This window comes from Rhodococcus sp. no. 34 (assembly GCF_054589475.1).
The window spans coordinates 103248-117793 of record NZ_BAAILK010000026.1 but is presented as its reverse complement, the minus strand read 5'-3'; the positions used below and the strand labels follow the sequence as shown (position 1 = coordinate 117793).

Annotated in this window: 10 protein-coding genes and 1 pseudogene; 4 read left to right on the top strand and 7 right to left on the bottom strand. The window is 64.6% G+C overall.

Going from position 1 to position 14546, the window contains the following annotated elements; all coding sequences use genetic code 11:
* Window positions 1-48: 48 nt before the first annotated feature.
* Window positions 49-1182: a PorA family protein gene (locus ACYP01_RS09675; protein ID WP_064443181.1), complete on the bottom strand. Its 1134-nt coding sequence runs from the start codon at window positions 1180-1182 to the stop codon at window positions 49-51.
* Window positions 1183-1398: 216 nt separating this feature from the next.
* Between ACYP01_RS09675 and ACYP01_RS09670 the strand changes: the two are divergent.
* A pseudogene (locus ACYP01_RS09670) lies at window positions 1399-2448 on the top strand (acyltransferase family protein); the annotation flags it as partial.
* Between the two features lie 23 nt (window positions 2449-2471).
* Here ACYP01_RS09670 and ACYP01_RS09665 read toward each other — a convergent pair.
* The 4 genes from ACYP01_RS09665 to ACYP01_RS09650 form a co-directional block, all read right to left on the bottom strand.
* On the bottom strand, window positions 2472-6806 hold the full coding sequence (locus tag ACYP01_RS09665) for an alpha-(1->3)-arabinofuranosyltransferase (RefSeq protein WP_459679671.1): 4335 nt from the start codon (window positions 6804-6806) through the stop codon (window positions 2472-2474).
* Window positions 6807-6849: 43 nt separating this feature from the next.
* Window positions 6850-7023: a DUF2613 domain-containing protein gene (locus ACYP01_RS09660; RefSeq protein ID WP_003945488.1), complete on the bottom strand. Its 174-nt coding sequence runs from the start codon at window positions 7021-7023 to the stop codon at window positions 6850-6852.
* Between the two features lie 129 nt (window positions 7024-7152).
* On the bottom strand, window positions 7153-8241 hold the full coding sequence (locus ACYP01_RS09655; protein WP_459679668.1) for an isochorismate synthase: 1089 nt from the start codon (window positions 8239-8241) through the stop codon (window positions 7153-7155).
* Between the two features lie 45 nt (window positions 8242-8286).
* A complete protein-coding gene (locus ACYP01_RS09650) occupies window positions 8287-8754 on the bottom strand; it encodes a universal stress protein (protein WP_003945900.1) in 468 nt (155 codons plus the stop codon).
* Between the two features lie 101 nt (window positions 8755-8855).
* On the opposite strand from ACYP01_RS09650, the gene ACYP01_RS09645 reads away from it, so the two are divergent.
* Together ACYP01_RS09645 and ACYP01_RS09640 are read left to right on the top strand one after the other, a co-directional pair.
* A complete protein-coding gene (locus ACYP01_RS09645; protein WP_019747138.1) occupies window positions 8856-10034 on the top strand; it encodes a glycoside hydrolase family 3 N-terminal domain-containing protein in 1179 nt (392 codons plus the stop codon).
* Between the two features lie 72 nt (window positions 10035-10106).
* Window positions 10107-10706: a TetR/AcrR family transcriptional regulator gene (locus ACYP01_RS09640; protein WP_003945885.1), complete on the top strand. Its 600-nt coding sequence runs from the start codon at window positions 10107-10109 to the stop codon at window positions 10704-10706.
* Window positions 10707-10817: 111 nt separating this feature from the next.
* On the opposite strand, the gene ACYP01_RS09635 is transcribed toward ACYP01_RS09640, so the two are convergent.
* Together ACYP01_RS09635 and ACYP01_RS09630 are read right to left on the bottom strand one after the other, a co-directional pair.
* Entirely contained in the window at window positions 10818-11681 is an 864-nt protein-coding gene (locus tag ACYP01_RS09635; RefSeq protein WP_099696980.1) for a MaoC/PaaZ C-terminal domain-containing protein, read from the bottom strand.
* Complete coding sequence (locus ACYP01_RS09630; RefSeq protein ID WP_459679663.1) at window positions 11681-13027, bottom strand: 3-oxoacyl-ACP reductase; 1347 nt, start codon at window positions 13025-13027, stop codon at window positions 11681-11683. Before ACYP01_RS09630 ends, ACYP01_RS09635 begins: the two co-directional genes overlap by 1 nt.
* Before the next feature lie 130 nt (window positions 13028-13157).
* Here ACYP01_RS09630 and ACYP01_RS09625 point away from each other — a divergent pair, with 130 nt between their 5' ends.
* Complete coding sequence (locus tag ACYP01_RS09625; RefSeq protein ID WP_003945465.1) at window positions 13158-14513, top strand: acetyl-CoA C-acetyltransferase; 1356 nt, start codon at window positions 13158-13160, stop codon at window positions 14511-14513.
* Window positions 14514-14546: the final 33 nt, after the last annotated feature.

Here is a 14546-nt window from a genome sequence, read left to right as displayed (position 1 = left end):
GCAGAGCGCCCCTTCCGTGTGGAAGGGGCGCTCTGCTTACTGTCTGAATCAGTCCTTGCGCAGATCCGGACGCGGGATCACCTGAGTGTCGTCCGAGGTCCAGTCGTGCTCACCCGGAGCCGGCTCGGGCGAGCCCTGGCCGCTGGGATTCTGGTTCGTTCCGCCGTGTGCAGCGCGGGCCGGAGTTCCGCCCTTGCCGCCGCGAATGCCGAGGAAGATACCGGCGATCAGCGCGATGACACCGAGGACACCTGCCACGATCGGGACTGTGCGGCCGAACAGCGAGAGCTTGTCCATGCCGTCACGTGCCTGCTGGACCTGGTACTCGATGGTTGCTTCGTCGAAGGGCAGCGTGACCTTGAGAACCTCGACGTCGACCGAGTCCTTGTTGCGTCCGTAGTACTGGTGCAACTGCTCCTGGCCCTTGACGACGACACCGGTCTTGGGCTCGACCCACAGGTCACGGACGTTGGTGTACCAACGCGTCATCGTGATCGGGGTAGCGCCACCGGGAACGCCCCAGGTGTCGGCGGGCAGGCTCAGCTTGTTGGTGGGGGAGTTGACGACCTTCGACAGGTCGACGGGATCGATCGTCTGCTGGAAGTGGTACACCTTCAGACCGTTGATCTCGGTCTCTTCGACGAAGTCGATGTCCTTCGTGGCGCGAGCGTTCAGGTCGAAATAGGGGTAGCTCTTCTGTTCCGTGTTGAACGGGAACTTGTACTGCAGACCGTCGCGGGAAACTTCTTCGGCGGGCTGGTCGCTGGACGTCTGGACGGTTCCGACGGGATCGTTGGTCGGCATCGAGCTGACGCGATCGAGCGTGACGCGGTCCAGGGTTGCGGTCAGCAGTCCGGTGTCGCCCTGCTTGTCGGTACGACGGACGGTCTGGCCGGCTTCGACGGTGATGATGTCGGCGTCGGACGGGTCCTGCGTGGTGACGTAGCGCTGAGCGACGATCGGCACGTTGTTGTCGACCTGCGCCTTACCGGCGAGGAGGGCCGCCGAGTTGAGGACGCTACCGGTGCCTGTGGCGACGGTGGTCACCTCGAGGTCGAGTGGCGTCTTCTCCAGCTTGCCTACCGTGTAGGTAGGAATGAGGATGGCGATGGCCAAAAGGAAGGCACCGAGGCCCACCAGAATGCAAGGAAGTATCCGGCTCGGCCCTGAGCGTTCCGCCATGCTGTGACTCCTAACCCGTTAAGTCTTTCGAGGTTCCCCAACCGGCACAATATGAGCTGCGCAGATCGCATGGGGCCCCCGATGGACACCATGTGTGGCAGAACACTAACAGTCCACCGGCCCGGTTTGTCGCATGAGGGCATGAATTGGCCAGGCATTTTGTTGTGAGTCCCTGGTGGTTTCCCTCAATCGGCCTGGGGTGCACACTTATCCGTGATGATCAGTTCCACGAATTCCCCTCAGACGGTCCCGCCACAGGCTCGGGGCTTCGTTCCGGCTTTGGACGGTATGCGTGGATTGGCGGCGCTCGGTGTCCTCGTCACCCATGTCGCGTTCCAAACCGGTGAAGCGCAGTCCGGCGCGATCGGGCGCGCGTTCGGTCGACTCGATCTCGCCGTAGCGGTGTTCTTTGCCTTGTCCGGATTTCTCCTGTGGCGCCCCCACGCGGCAAAGGCCCGCGGAATCGGGCAGCCGCAGTCGACCGTCCGGTACTGGATCTCCCGCGCGACGCGCATTCTGCCGGCGTACTGGGTGGCGGTGGTCCTGATCCTGCTGTTCCTGCCCGGTGCCGGCGGGGGCTACCAAGTGTGGTTGGCGAATCTCGGGTTGGCGCAGGTCTTCGTGCCGTTGACACTCACCGAGGGCCTCACGCAGATGTGGAGCCTGTCGGTCGAGGTGGCGTTCTATGTTCTGCTGCCGCTGTTCGCGTATCTGATGGTGCGACTACGCGGAAACTCGGCCCGGTTCCGGCTACCGCTTCTGCTCGGGGTGTCGGTGTTGGCGCTGACGTGGGCTTTCATTCCGATCCCGACTCCGGACGCCATTCACCACGACAACTGGCTGCCGGGCTACCTGCCGTGGTTCGGCGCAGGCATGGTGCTGGCCGAGTTGGCCGTGGGCCCGTCGACGTGGATGCATCGCCTCGCGCACCGGCGGGCGCTCCTGACTTTTGTTGCGTTTGTGGCCTTCGTTCTCTCGTGCACCGATCTGGCCGGGCCCGAAGGTCTGGTGCGGCCGGAGCCGTGGCAGTACGCGATCAAGATTGCACTCGGCGCGATCATCAGTTTTTCGTTGATCGCGCCATTGGTGTTGCGCGATCAATCGCAGCATCGATTCCTGGCGAGCCCGCTGGCGCTGGCAATCGGACGCTGGTCCTACGGCCTGTTCATCTGGCACCTGGCCGTACTGAACGCTGTGTTCCCCGTGTTCGGCATAGTTCCGTTCTCGGGCAGCTTCTTCTACGTCCTGGCGCTGACGGTCGTCCTGAGCGTCGCTGTGGCCTCGGCCAGTTACGCCTTGGTGGAGGAACCGGCGCGCGTCGCGGTGACGCGCTGGGAGAAGCGCCGCCATATCGGTGAACCGGCAAAGGGCAACGCGGCCAACCCGGTCACGACCAAGGCCACCAACATCGAGAACTGAATCGCGAACGAGTCGCCCACATAGCCGCCCGGTGCTCGCCACGGTCCGGTCGAGAGCAGCGTGATGCCGATCATCGCGGCCACGCCGGCGGTGCCGACGAGAATGCGTGCGGTCCGAGCCGGGCCGAAGATTCGCAGCGCGGCAAGTCCGAGGATCGAGCACACAACTGCGATCGCCGCTCCCACTCCGCCGCCGATGACGGTGGCCGCCGCGAGCACGCCCACCCATCCTGCCGCGACGCTGCGCCACGGACGGGGTGGTGTGAGGGACTTGGGCTCTCGGCGCGTAGGGACAAGTGCCGCGAACAGCAGCGGGATCAGCAACACGAGCCCGCCGAATATGCCGAGGCGGTACCAACGGTCGCTGGGGAAGTCGATGGTGACGGTTCCCGCGGTGCCTGCCGGCACGATCCAGCCCTGCTGCCAACCGTTCACGACCACCGGCGTCAGCTCGGAACCGTCCGGCGCGGTGGCGATCCAACCGATGCTGGTGCTCTCGGGATTGACGATCAGCTGATCGATGGACGAGTTCGTGACGGTGAGTTCGCGGTGATTCGCCGTCCACGCGGTCGATTCGAGCGGTGTATTCCGCTGCGCGGCTGAAGGACCGACCGCCGTCAGGTCGAGATTGTCGACCGAGAATGCGGGGCCTGGTTCGACGACCACTTCAGGCTGTCCCGCCGGCAAAGTCGCCGAAGCGTCCAGACCGCACACACGTGCCTCGACGGGTGCGCCGGTCCGAAGTTGCGTCGCCGTCGCCGTGATCGAGGTGGGGAATTGCTGTCCGGCAACCGAAATGGTCGGGCCATCGCCACAGGTGACGGTGACGGTGCGGTTGTCGAATGAGTCCGAGCCCTGCACTCCCGAACCGGCGATCGGGGTTCCGTCGGCACCGATGACGCCGACCTCGGCGAGGCCGGTGGGCTGCGCCTGGGCGAAGCCGAGCGCCGTCTGATCGAGGACCGGTTCCCAATCGGTGATGCTCAGGACGATCTTGTCGGTGACGAAGGGGGAGAGGGTAATTCGAATGGTTCGAGGCGTATCGTCCGAGGGTTCGGGCAGCTCTCGCACCTGCGGCCCGTTGCCGAGATTCACCGCGACGCTGGTCGGCAGCGACGGCAGGGTGCCGAGTCCCCGCGTGATGTCCAGGCCGGTGACCAGGGTCGGCTCGGGAAGATTGAGAGTCAGCGTCGGTTTCGGGCCGCCCGGTTCGGTGGTGCTCTGCGGCGCCGACCACGTGGTGCGTGCGTCGCCGTCGGTGGCAGCGAAGGCAGATCCGCGTGTGTCGCCGATGTCGCTCGAACCCGAAGCCGTGATTCGGCCGGGGACGGAAAGCAGATCTTCGAGGGCGTTGCCCTGACGCGCCCGGACGGTCAGTGTCGGTGCAACGACTGTATTTTCGGGCACCGTGAGTGTGCGTTGGAAACGGCTCGGCTCTTCGGGTATCGCCATGAATGCATTGCTGCACCGCACGCGGTCGGTCGAGTCCGCGCACGCGTTGCGACCGGGGAACTCCTGGCTCAGATTCCAGGCGTTCACGGATGCGCCCGTCGGCGTATTCGGCAGGACCGTGTCGAAACGGATCGGTACGGTCTTCGGTGCGCTGCGATCGGAGAAGTCTTCGACGGAGAGTTCGCTGATGCCGAACTGTGTTCCAGGCGATCCGTTTTCGGTGTGAGTCGCTGTGATGCGTACCCACGGAGTGGTACCGCCCGGGATCGAGACGGTGATGGGCTCACCGGGACGCTCCACCTTCACCGCTGTGCTGCCGTTCGGTGTCGAGACCTCGAGCCATTTGACGGGAGCACCGATTGCCGCGGCACTGGTGGTCAGATGAAGCAACCCGCTGGAAATCGGTGTGTCGAAGTCGATCTGCAACCACTGGCCCAGGGCTCGCTCGATGCCGTTGCTGAACCAGCCGGTGGCGGGATCGCCGTCGACCGTCGACGCGGGACTGCTCGACGGTGAAGTGCCGCCCAGCTGGGTGGCATCCGAGGCGGCGCTGGAGACGGTGATCGAAGCTCCGCTCCAACGGCCTTCCACGAGAGGCGTGTTCGCAACCGGGTAGTCGGGCACCAGATTGTAGGTACGACGAGCGTCGTCGGGGGTGCGCAGGGCGGAACTGTGGTTGTCGACCTGACCGAAATCGGTTTCTCGATCGCGCGGTGTGTCGGTGACGGTGACCGAATCGACGGGCAGTCCCGCAGCTTCGGCGTCGGCGGCAAGAATCATCGGCCCGGTCCCCGGAACCAGCCCGCTTTCGTGAAGTCGCACAGACGATTCCGGCCCACCTTGTACACGCGGAACCTGGTTCAGGTCGACGGAGTACGGGCCGCTGACCGCCGTGGTGCCGTCGGGCGGGGTGACCTCGAAGATCTCGATGGCTGGGTAACCGGGCCGCAGATCGCTGTCCGCGACCAGCCCTTCGATCGGTTCGGGGCTGTCGTCTTCACCGAAGTGGGCGACTCGCTTGATCCCCGGCGAGCCTTCGACCGCCTGGTGCACGAGTATCGGCCTGGCCGAGCGCGACGTTTCGCCGTCGAGGTCGTTGCGCATCACCAGGTAGTGGATGCCCTGCCCCAGCAAGGTCTGTGCGAGGCCGTCCGACGGACGTCCGTCGGCGATGAGACGTTGCACCGAATCGAGCGCTCGGATGGCGCCGGGAGGGGTCAGCGGGACCGAGTCACGTACTGCCCACGGCGTACTCGCCAACGCCTGAAGCGGTTCGTCACGCGTCAGACCCCACACCTGGCTGCCGAAGGGCGCTCCCGGGACGACCAGGGCACGTTCGGCTTCCGATCCGGGGGAGGTGTTGTCCTCGAGCCACTGCGCCGCCTCGTTCCAGTACGAGGGGACGTCCGGATACGCACCGCGGGGAGCGAGCTTTCCCGTCCAGGCCAAGGCGGTCGAGAGGGTGAGGGCAACGAGGATCAGGCTGGTCAGTGCGACCATCGGTTCGCGCTCGGGATGGGCGAACGCGCGGCGCCATCGGGGGAGTGGAACCGATCCCGGTAGTGGCACTTTGGCCAGCAGGTGTGCGAGTCCGAGCACCAGCGGCAGACGGACCAACGGCTCGAGCTTGTGGACGTTGCGCAGCGGAGCGCCCGCCGAGTCGAGGAACAGGCGTACCGACTCCGACACCGGTGAGCTGAGTTCACCAACGTATCCCGCGGCCAGGCCGGTGATACCGACGAACAGGATGAGCGTCAGCCGGCCGCGAGCAGGCATGGACCGCATGCAGAGCCCGGCGAGGCCGGCGGCGGCAACCAGACCGGTGGCGACAACTGCTGCGGGCTGGGTGACCAGGACGGCGCCGGCAATGCGTTCGGGGGAGACGAACGGGGTCCAACTGTCTGTGCCGCGAAGTATCTCGGCCAGCGACGCCCACTGTGTGGTGACACCGGCGGACTCGATGTAGTCGAGGAACGGTGGGCTGATCTTGCCGAGCAGCAGTAGCGGCACGATCCACCAGAGTGTGCCGAGAGCGACGAACAGCGCCCACCACCCGGTGAACGTCAGCCATGTTCGGTTGGGTTTGTGCGAGAGCCACCAGATGATCGCGACCAGGCAGGCCGCGGCAGTGGCGACGGCATTGATCGAACCCATGAGCGCGACGGCAAGCGCGGATTGTGCGGCTAACCGCCTCAACCCCCGTGAGTGGTCAGGGAGTCCAGGGACTCCTTTTCCACGCACAGGGCCGAAGGCCAAAACCACCGGCAACAACACCCACGGCGCCAACATCATCGGAAGGGTTTCCGAGGAAATCGAACCGAGCGTGGTCAGCACGCGGGGAGAGAGAACAAAGGCAACCGCTGCGATGACGCGTGAACTACGGCTACCGATACCGAGTGCCTCGGCAACGCGGATGATGCCCCAGAAACCCGCGATCAGAAGCAGCGCCCACCAGATGCGCTGGGTGACCCACGGCGGAACGTTCGCCAACTCGCCGAGCGCGAAGAACGGCCCGTGCGGAAAGAAATATCCGTAGGCCTGGTTTTGAACCTGGCCGAGCGGGGCCTGACTACTCCACTGATGCGACGCGCGTTCGAGAAAACCGAACGGATTCTGCGTCAGGTCGTACTTGGTGTCAGCGGTGATCAGACCCGGCGATTGCAGAAAAGTGAGAAGAAACGCTACGACGGAGGCTCCGAACAGCCACCGCTTCGACAGGGGCTCTGCCGACGGGGCGGTGTCTACCGAAGACACCGCTGCGTCGGCGGAAGAACGGGAACTCGCGAGGCCTGCGCTCTCAGCGGCTGCCGTACTCAACCTGGTTCAGCACGGAAGAATCTGCGTTTCCGCTGCGGTCGATCTCGGGACGAGTGTTGTCCGACGCGGCGGCCGTGACACCGAAGATGACGCCGGCACCCAGAACGGCGCCGATGACAGCGCTGGCCACACCGGGGACAAGGAACTTCGTCATCGCGGATCTCCCAATTGGTCGTTAGTCGGTCGTTCGCGGTCGGACGGACTTACCGGCCCGTACGAACTGCTCGGGTCAAGGTATCACCCGCACTCGAGAATCCGGACGATTACCCTCGTGACGTGCTGGTCAGTCGAGGGTTTCGGCACCAAGCGCGGTCAACAGAGTGCGCAGTTTCGTGGACGTCTCGTCGAGTTCGTCCTGCGGATCCGATTCGGCGACAATTCCACCACCCGCGCTGGCCCAGGCAGTGAAGCCGTCTGCACCGATCTCGGCGCAGCGGATGGCAACCACCCAATCGCCGTCACCGGCCTCGTCGCACCATCCCACGGCGCCGCCGTAGAAACGGCGCGGCTCCTCGGTCTCGCGGATGACTTTCAGTGCCGCGTCAGTGGGTGTTCCGCACAGCGCGGGCGTCGGATGCAGCGCGATGGCGAGGTCGAGCGCAGTGGTGTCGTTTCGCAGTGTGCCGCGGATCGGGCTGGCCAAGTGCCAGACCTCGTGAGTATTGGTCAGTTCGGGAGTTGCCGGCACCGACAGATCACTGCACATCGGTTGCAGGACCTCGCGGATCCACGACGTCACGAAGGCGTGCTCGGCCAGATTCTTCGTCGAATGCAGAAGGCTTTCGCCTGCCTCGCGGTCTTGATCGGCGTCGGCGGATCGCTTGGTGGTCCCGGCCAACGGGCGACACGTCACGACGCGCCCGCGTCGACTGACCAATACTTCGGGCGTCGCGCCGACCAGGCTGCGGCCCTCGAATTCGGCTCCCGCAGCAGAGAGGTCGACGGCAAAGGTGTTGGCGACGGGATTGAGCGCCGCCATGCGTGCGGCGAGCGCGGTTGGGGAGATCGGGGTCTGCGTGCGAAGTTCCACAGTGCGAGCCGCGACAACCTTGTCGATCTCTCCACTGCGGAGGCGTCCGATCAACTTTTCCACTCGACGAAGATGCTCCGACGACGACGGGATCTCCCGGTCAACCCGGGTCGTGGGCAGGGCCTGGGGATCGCGCGGTTGCCACGGCCGCGACGCGATCGTCGCCTCGGCAGCTTCGTACAACGCCGTTGCGGCAGCGGGGTCGAAGGGGAGAGCTCCGACGATCAGCTTTGTCGTACCTGCCGACAGAGCGTGGGTGGCCGCGTCGGAGCTGTCGAAGCTGCGTCGTACGCCGCGGGTGACCACGCTGTGATCGGGGCGCGAGAGAACAAAACCGTCCATGGTGCTTTCGACACTAGTCGGCCACGGATCAGGAATGCGCGAAGGTCACTTCCCCGGAGGGACGATCAACACCGGCCGATGACTGTGACGCAGAACATGATCCGCGACGCTGCTCTGCAGTAGCGACCGCAAACCCGTAGTGCCACGGGTGCCGGTCACGATGATGTCGACGTCCAATTCGTCTGCGGTTTCGCAGATTGCAGACCAGATCGCGGATCGGCACTCGGCGCTTCTGCCTTCGACGGTCAGGCCTGCGGCCTCGGCCAGTGCGACGCCCTCGGCGAGGGTGACTTTGGCGTCGGTGTACGCGATGTCCTCGACGTCGTCGTCGGGAACCCACTCCGGTTGCATCACCCCGGACAGGCCGGACATGCGAGCGGCCTGGCGAACCATGGGCTCCCAGGCAGTGACGAGAACAGCACGATTGGCGGAGAGGAAACGCCCCGCATAGTCGACTGCACGCTTGGCGTTGTCGGAACCGTCGTACGCGATGAGCATCAGACCTTGTGGCATCACGACCTCCTCGTCAGCGGGGGAATCGGTTCTCTTCCAGGCTACCGTCCCGATGTGCCCGTGAGGGAGTGTATGGGTACCGGGTCCGTTACGGTCGAGGTATGCGGATCAAGTTTCTGAAGGCTGCGACGACCATTGCTTTGTGCGGAGGGTTGGTTGCGGGATGCTCGGGCGAAAACGGGACCGCCGATCCGGTTTCGAGCGCCCCGACCAGCACCACCTCCGAGATCACGTCGACGCCTGCGGCATCGAGCTCCGCACCCGTCGCCGCGTCGTGCGGTAGTGACCTTCTAGCCTCGCTGTCCTTGCGTCAGAAACTTGCCCAGCTGCTCAACGTCGGCGTCACCGGGACCGACGACGCGTTGTCGATAGTGCAGAACGAGGAGATCGGCGGCATATTCGTCGGAAGTTGGACCGATCAGTCGATGCTCACCAATCGCGAAGTGCCGCAGGTTGCTTCGGCGTCGAAGTTGCCGTTGATGGTGACGATCGACGAAGAAGGTGGACGGGTTTCGCGCGTCGCGGACATCCTCGGGCCCGATCCGTCGGCCAGGGAAACGGCGCAGACCATGACAGTGGAACAGACGTACCAGATGGCACTCGAGCGTGGACGCGGTTTGAAGGATCTCGGGATCACCGTCAACTACGCCCCCGACGTCGACGTCAGCAGCCAACCCGACGACTCCGTGATCGGTGACCGCTCGTACTCCGACGACCCCCAGACCGTGGTTGCGTACGCCGGTGCGTACGCGCAGGGTATGCGCGACGCCGGAATCTTCCCGGTGATCAAGCACTTTCCCGGGCATGGCAGCGCGTCGGGAGACTCGCACCGGGGTGAAGTGACAACGCCGCCCTTGCAGGATCTGATCGCGTCGGACTTGATTCCCTTTCGTGAGCTGTCGGGAACCGGAGTAGGCGTCATGATGGGGCACCTCGAGGTTCCCGGTCTGACCGAGCCCGGTACCCCTGCCAGCATCAGCCCCGCCGCCGTTGCGTTGCTTCGCGACGGAGTGGGTTACGGCGCAGCGCCGTTCACCGGCCCGGTATTCACCGACGACCTCAGCGGCATGCAGGCGATCACCGACCGATACGATATTGCCGACGCGGTTCAGGCTGCGCTGGTGGCAGGAGTCGATCAGGCACTGTGGCTGACCACCGATGACGTTCCACGGGTGCTCGACCATCTCGAGCAGGCCGTCGCGTCGGGTGAGCTTCCGCAGGCACGGGTCGATCAGGCCGTCGTCACAGTTGCCACCGCCAAAGGTGCCGTGACCTGCTGAGTCGAAGTCAGGATTCGACGCACAATCTTACCGTAGAGTAAGATCGACATTTACCCTGTGGTTGGAGGAAGCATGGCCGGCGGTACCAAGCGACTGCCACGCGCAGTGCGTGAGCAGCAGATGCTCGACGCGGCTGTGGACGTGTTCTCCGACAGGGGGTTTCACGAAACTTCGATGGACACCATCGCGGCCAAGGCCGAGATCTCGAAGCCGATGCTGTACCTGTACTACGGCTCGAAGGAAGAGTTGTTCGCGGCGTGCATTCATCGTGAAGGGCTCCGCTTCCTCGAAGCGCTCGCCCCGGCGGGCGCGCCGAACCTGACTCCGCGTGAACAATTGCGCGCCGCTCTCGAGGGCTTCCTCGGGTTCGTGGGCGCAAACCGCAAGTCGTGGATGGTGCTCTACCGTCAGGCCGTCGGGCAGCAGGCTTTTGCGGGCACCGTGCAGTCCAGTCGCGATCGGTTGATCGAGTTGACCGCGCATCTGCTCGAGTCCAGCACCAAGGATCCTGATGCCGCGCACGATTACGGGATCATTGCCATCGCGCTCGTCGGCGCCGGTGAGGCAGTAGCCGACCGGGTCGCGGGTGGGGAAATCGAAGTGGATGCCGCAGCGGATCTACTCGAATCCCTCGCGTGGCGCGGTCTGTCGGGCAAGAAGAAGTCCGAATAGCCACCCAGTCACATCGCGTGAACGTATCGCTCCCCTTGTTGAACAAGGGGAGCGATACGTTCACACTGTCGGGGCGGGGTCGGAAACGCACCAGCCCAAACCCGGTTAAGGTCAGCGCAGCGTCGCAGTGACGTGCGGGTAACCCTTCTTCGGGTGACGCAGTGACAGATCCCAGCCGTCGTCGGTGCGATCAGCGTAGGCATTCAGCGTCGCCGGTAGCAGAATCGGCTTGCCGAAACGCACGCTGTAGGTGACCTTGTCCGCGACGGACCCCTCGACAGTCCGCAGAACTGCCGCGGCACTCCACATTCCGTGAGCAATGGTCTTCGGGAAACCGAAAGCCTTCGCGCCCAGAGACGAGACGTGAATCGGATTGCGGTCGCCGGAGACAGCGGCGTACTTGCTGATCGTGGTCTGGTCGACGCGGATGGTGCTCATCGGCATCGGCGGGACCTCGTCGGCCTTGGGCTCCGGACCGGGCTGGCCGGACAGGGAGGTCTTCTGCTGGTTCAGGAAGCTCGAGGTCTGTCGCCAGACCAGTTCCCGTCCCACCCGAATTTCGGTGACCACGTCGATCAGCAGGCCCTTGCGGTGCTCACGCAGGTTCTCGGCATGCACCGAGAGGTCCAGCGGTTCGCTGACGGAGATGGGCCGCAGTGATTCGATGACGTTCTCGGCGTGAACGGAGCCGACGGCGGCGAAGGGGAAGTCCTTCGACACCATCAGCTTCATCACGGTCGGGAAGGCCAAGGTGAAGGGGTACGTGATCGGCAGAGTGTCGCCGAACCGCAGTCCGGTCACGCGGCAGTACGCCGCCAGATTGTCGGTGTCGACCTTCAATCCGGTGAGGGTGAAGGTCTGCTGTGGCACCGAGCGCGAGTTGGACTTGTTCCACGGCAACAATCCCAGTACTGCGCGGGAGTAGATGTCGAGGGTCTTCGGCTGCTCGGTGAGCGCGACAGTCTTTGTTGCCATCATGCGCCCAGGAGGCTCTGGCCGCAGACGCGAACGACCTGTCCCGTAACGGCATTGGAGGCCGGGCTGGCGAAGTATGCGACGGTCTCGGCGACGTCGACGGTCTCGCCGCCCTGCAGGAGCGAGCTCATGCGGCGGCCGGCTTCGCGGGTGGCGAAGGGGATGGCTGCGGTCATGGCGGTCTCGATGAAGCCCGGTGCGACGGCGTTGATGGTGATGTTCTTCTTCGCCAGGACGGGAGCTTCGGCGTGTACGAGACCGATGACGCCGGCCTTGGAGGTGCCGTAGTTGGTCTGGCCGCGGTTGCCCGCGATGCCGGCGATGGAGGAGACGTCGACGACGCGGCCGCCTTCCTTGAGAGCGCCCTTCTCGACGAGGTGCTCGGTGATCTTCTGCGGTGCAAGAAGATTGACGTTCATGACCATGTTCCAACGGCCCTCGTCCATGTTGGCGAGGGTCTTGTCGCGGGTGATGCCGGCGTTGTGGACGATGATGTCCGCTCCGCCGTGACGCTCGAGGAGGTGAGCTGCGAGGACCTCGGCTGCGTCGGCTGCCGTGACGTCGAGGGCGAGGGACGTGCCGCCGACCTTGTTCGCGGTCTCGGACAGCGCTTCGCCGGCGGCCGGGATGTCAGCGCAGACGACGTGCGCGCCGTCGCGGGCCAGGACCTCGGCGATGGTGGCGCCGATACCGCGGGCTGCGCCGGTGACGACGGCAACCTTGCCTTCGAGCGGCTTGTCCCAGCTTGCGGGCGCGACGGAATCTTCAGCGCCGACGACGATGACCTGGCCGTCGACGAAGGCGGACTTTGCCGAAAGGAGAAAGCGCAGAGTCGATTCCACGCCGGAGAGTCCGGTGGATGCCTTGGGGGAGACGTAGACCAGCTGAGCGGTGGAGCCGCGCTTGATCTCCTTGCCGACGCTGCGGGTGAAGCCTTCCAGAGCGCGCTGCGCGACATGCTCGTCGACGCTCGACGTTTCTTCCGGCGTCGTGCCGAGAACGACGACGCGAGCCGACGGTGCGAGGTTGCGGATTACGGGCTGGAAGAACTCGAACAGCTGCTCGAGTTCGCTGACCTGAGTGATTCCGGTGGCGTCGAACACGAGTCCACCGAAGCTGCTGTCGTGTGCCTGAGCCGCCGGGTAGTCGGAGAGCAGTGCGCGAAGTGGTTCTGCGAGTCGACCCTTGCCGCCGATGAGGACAGGTCCGGCGAGTGCGGGTTCCCCTGCTTTGTAGCGACGCAGGTTCTCGGGCCTGGGCAGGCCGGCCTTCGACGCGATGAATGCGCCGGGGGCGGACGAGAGGAACTGTGAATAGAGGTCGGGAGCTCCCTTGCTGGCTGCCACGGTCCTACCTTCTGTTGTGTTTCGGGTTGTCTCTCACCGGGCAATCGAAAGAATGCGGCGATAGACAAGTAACTTACTACTGAGTAAGAATAGTCTTCAACAGGTAATCGCACCATCCTTGGAGACGCAAGTGACAAGCAAAGCCCGTTCAAATGCAAAGCCCGCCGCACCGCGCACTGCACCGGCCGCAGCCGCTGCAAATTCTGCAGGTCAGCGCCGTCCGGTTGCGATCGTCGGCGGAAATCGCATTCCGTTCGCACGCTCGGACAAGGCGTACGCACAGGCGTCCAACCAGGACATGTTCACTGCGACGCTCGACGGTCTGGTGAGCCGATTCAATCTGCAGGGCGAGAAGCTCGGCATGGTCGTCGGCGGTGCGGTGCTCAAGCACAGCCGTGATTTCAATCTCATTCGCGAGTCCGTTCTCGGCAGCGCGCTGAGCCCGTACACGTCGGCGTACGACCTTCAGCAGGCGTGTGGCACGGGACTGCAGTCGATCATCGCCGTCGGCGACGCCATTTCGGCCGGCCGCATCGATTCGGGCATCGGCGGCGGCACGGACACCACGTCCGACGCCCCGATCGGCGTCAACGATCAGGCGCGCGAGTTCCTGCTCTCCCTCAATCGCGCGAAGTCCACGGGCGACCGCATCAAGCTGCTCGGCAACGTCCGTGCGGGCATGCTCGGCCTCGAAATTCCGCGCAACGGCGAGCCTCGCACCGGCAAGTCGATGGGTGACCACGCTGCGATCACTGCCAAGGAATTCGGCATCAAGCGCGAGGACCAGGACGAACTTGCCGCTGCCAGCCACAAGAACATGGCAGCTGCCTACGACCGCGGTTTCTTCGACGACCTCGTCACCCCGTTCCTCGGCCTGACCCGCGACGACAACCTCCGTCCCGGTTCGACCGTCGAGAAGCTGTCGACGCTCAAGCCCGTCTTCGGTACCAAGCTCGGCGACGCGACGATGACGGCAGGCAACTCGACGCCGCTCACCGACGGCGCTTCTGCAGTGCTCCTCTCCACCGACGAGTGGGCAGCCGAGCGCAATCTTCCGGTTCTGGCGCACCTCGTCGATTCCGAAACCGCTGCCGTCGACTACGTCCACGGCAAAGACGGGTTGCTCATGGCTCCCACGTACGCGATCCCGCGTTTGCTGGCCCGCAACGGTCTGACCTTGCAGGACTTCGATTACTACGAGATCCACGAAGCCTTCGCTTCGGTGGTTCTCGCAACCCTGCAGGCCTTCGAGTCGGACGAGTACTGCAAGGAACGCCTCGGCCTCGACGGCGCATTGGGATCGATCGACCGAAGCAAGCTCAATGTCAACGGATCGTCCTTGGCTGCAGGTCACCCGTTCGCGGCGACCGGCGGACGTATTGTGGCTTCCCTCGCAAAGATGCTCGCGGAGAAGGGTTCGGGCCGCGGCCTGATCTCGATCTGTGCGGCCGGTGGCCAGGGTGTCACGGCGATCATCGAGCGGTAACCGCTCCACAATCTCCCCATGCGACTGAAAACT

What these genes read in the sequence shown, in the direction of transcription:
- ACYP01_RS09675 (WP_064443181.1), bottom strand. Translation starts at nt 1,182, where the DNA reads ATGGCGGAACGCTCAGGGCCGAGCCGGATACTTCCTTGCATTCTGGTG.
- ACYP01_RS09660 (WP_003945488.1), bottom strand. Translation starts at nt 7,023, where the DNA reads ATGACGAAGTTCCTTGTCCCCGGTGTGGCCAGCGCTGTCATCGGCGCC.
- ACYP01_RS09655 (WP_459679668.1), bottom strand. Translation starts at nt 8,241, where the DNA reads ATGGACGGTTTTGTTCTCTCGCGCCCCGATCACAGCGTGGTCACCCGC.
- ACYP01_RS09650 (WP_003945900.1), bottom strand. Translation starts at nt 8,754, where the DNA reads ATGCCACAAGGTCTGATGCTCATCGCGTACGACGGTTCCGACAACGCC.
- ACYP01_RS09645 (WP_019747138.1), top strand. Translation starts at nt 8,856, where the DNA reads ATGCGGATCAAGTTTCTGAAGGCTGCGACGACCATTGCTTTGTGCGGA.
- ACYP01_RS09640 (WP_003945885.1), top strand. Translation starts at nt 10,107, where the DNA reads ATGGCCGGCGGTACCAAGCGACTGCCACGCGCAGTGCGTGAGCAGCAG.
- ACYP01_RS09635 (WP_099696980.1), bottom strand. Translation starts at nt 11,681, where the DNA reads ATGGCAACAAAGACTGTCGCGCTCACCGAGCAGCCGAAGACCCTCGAC.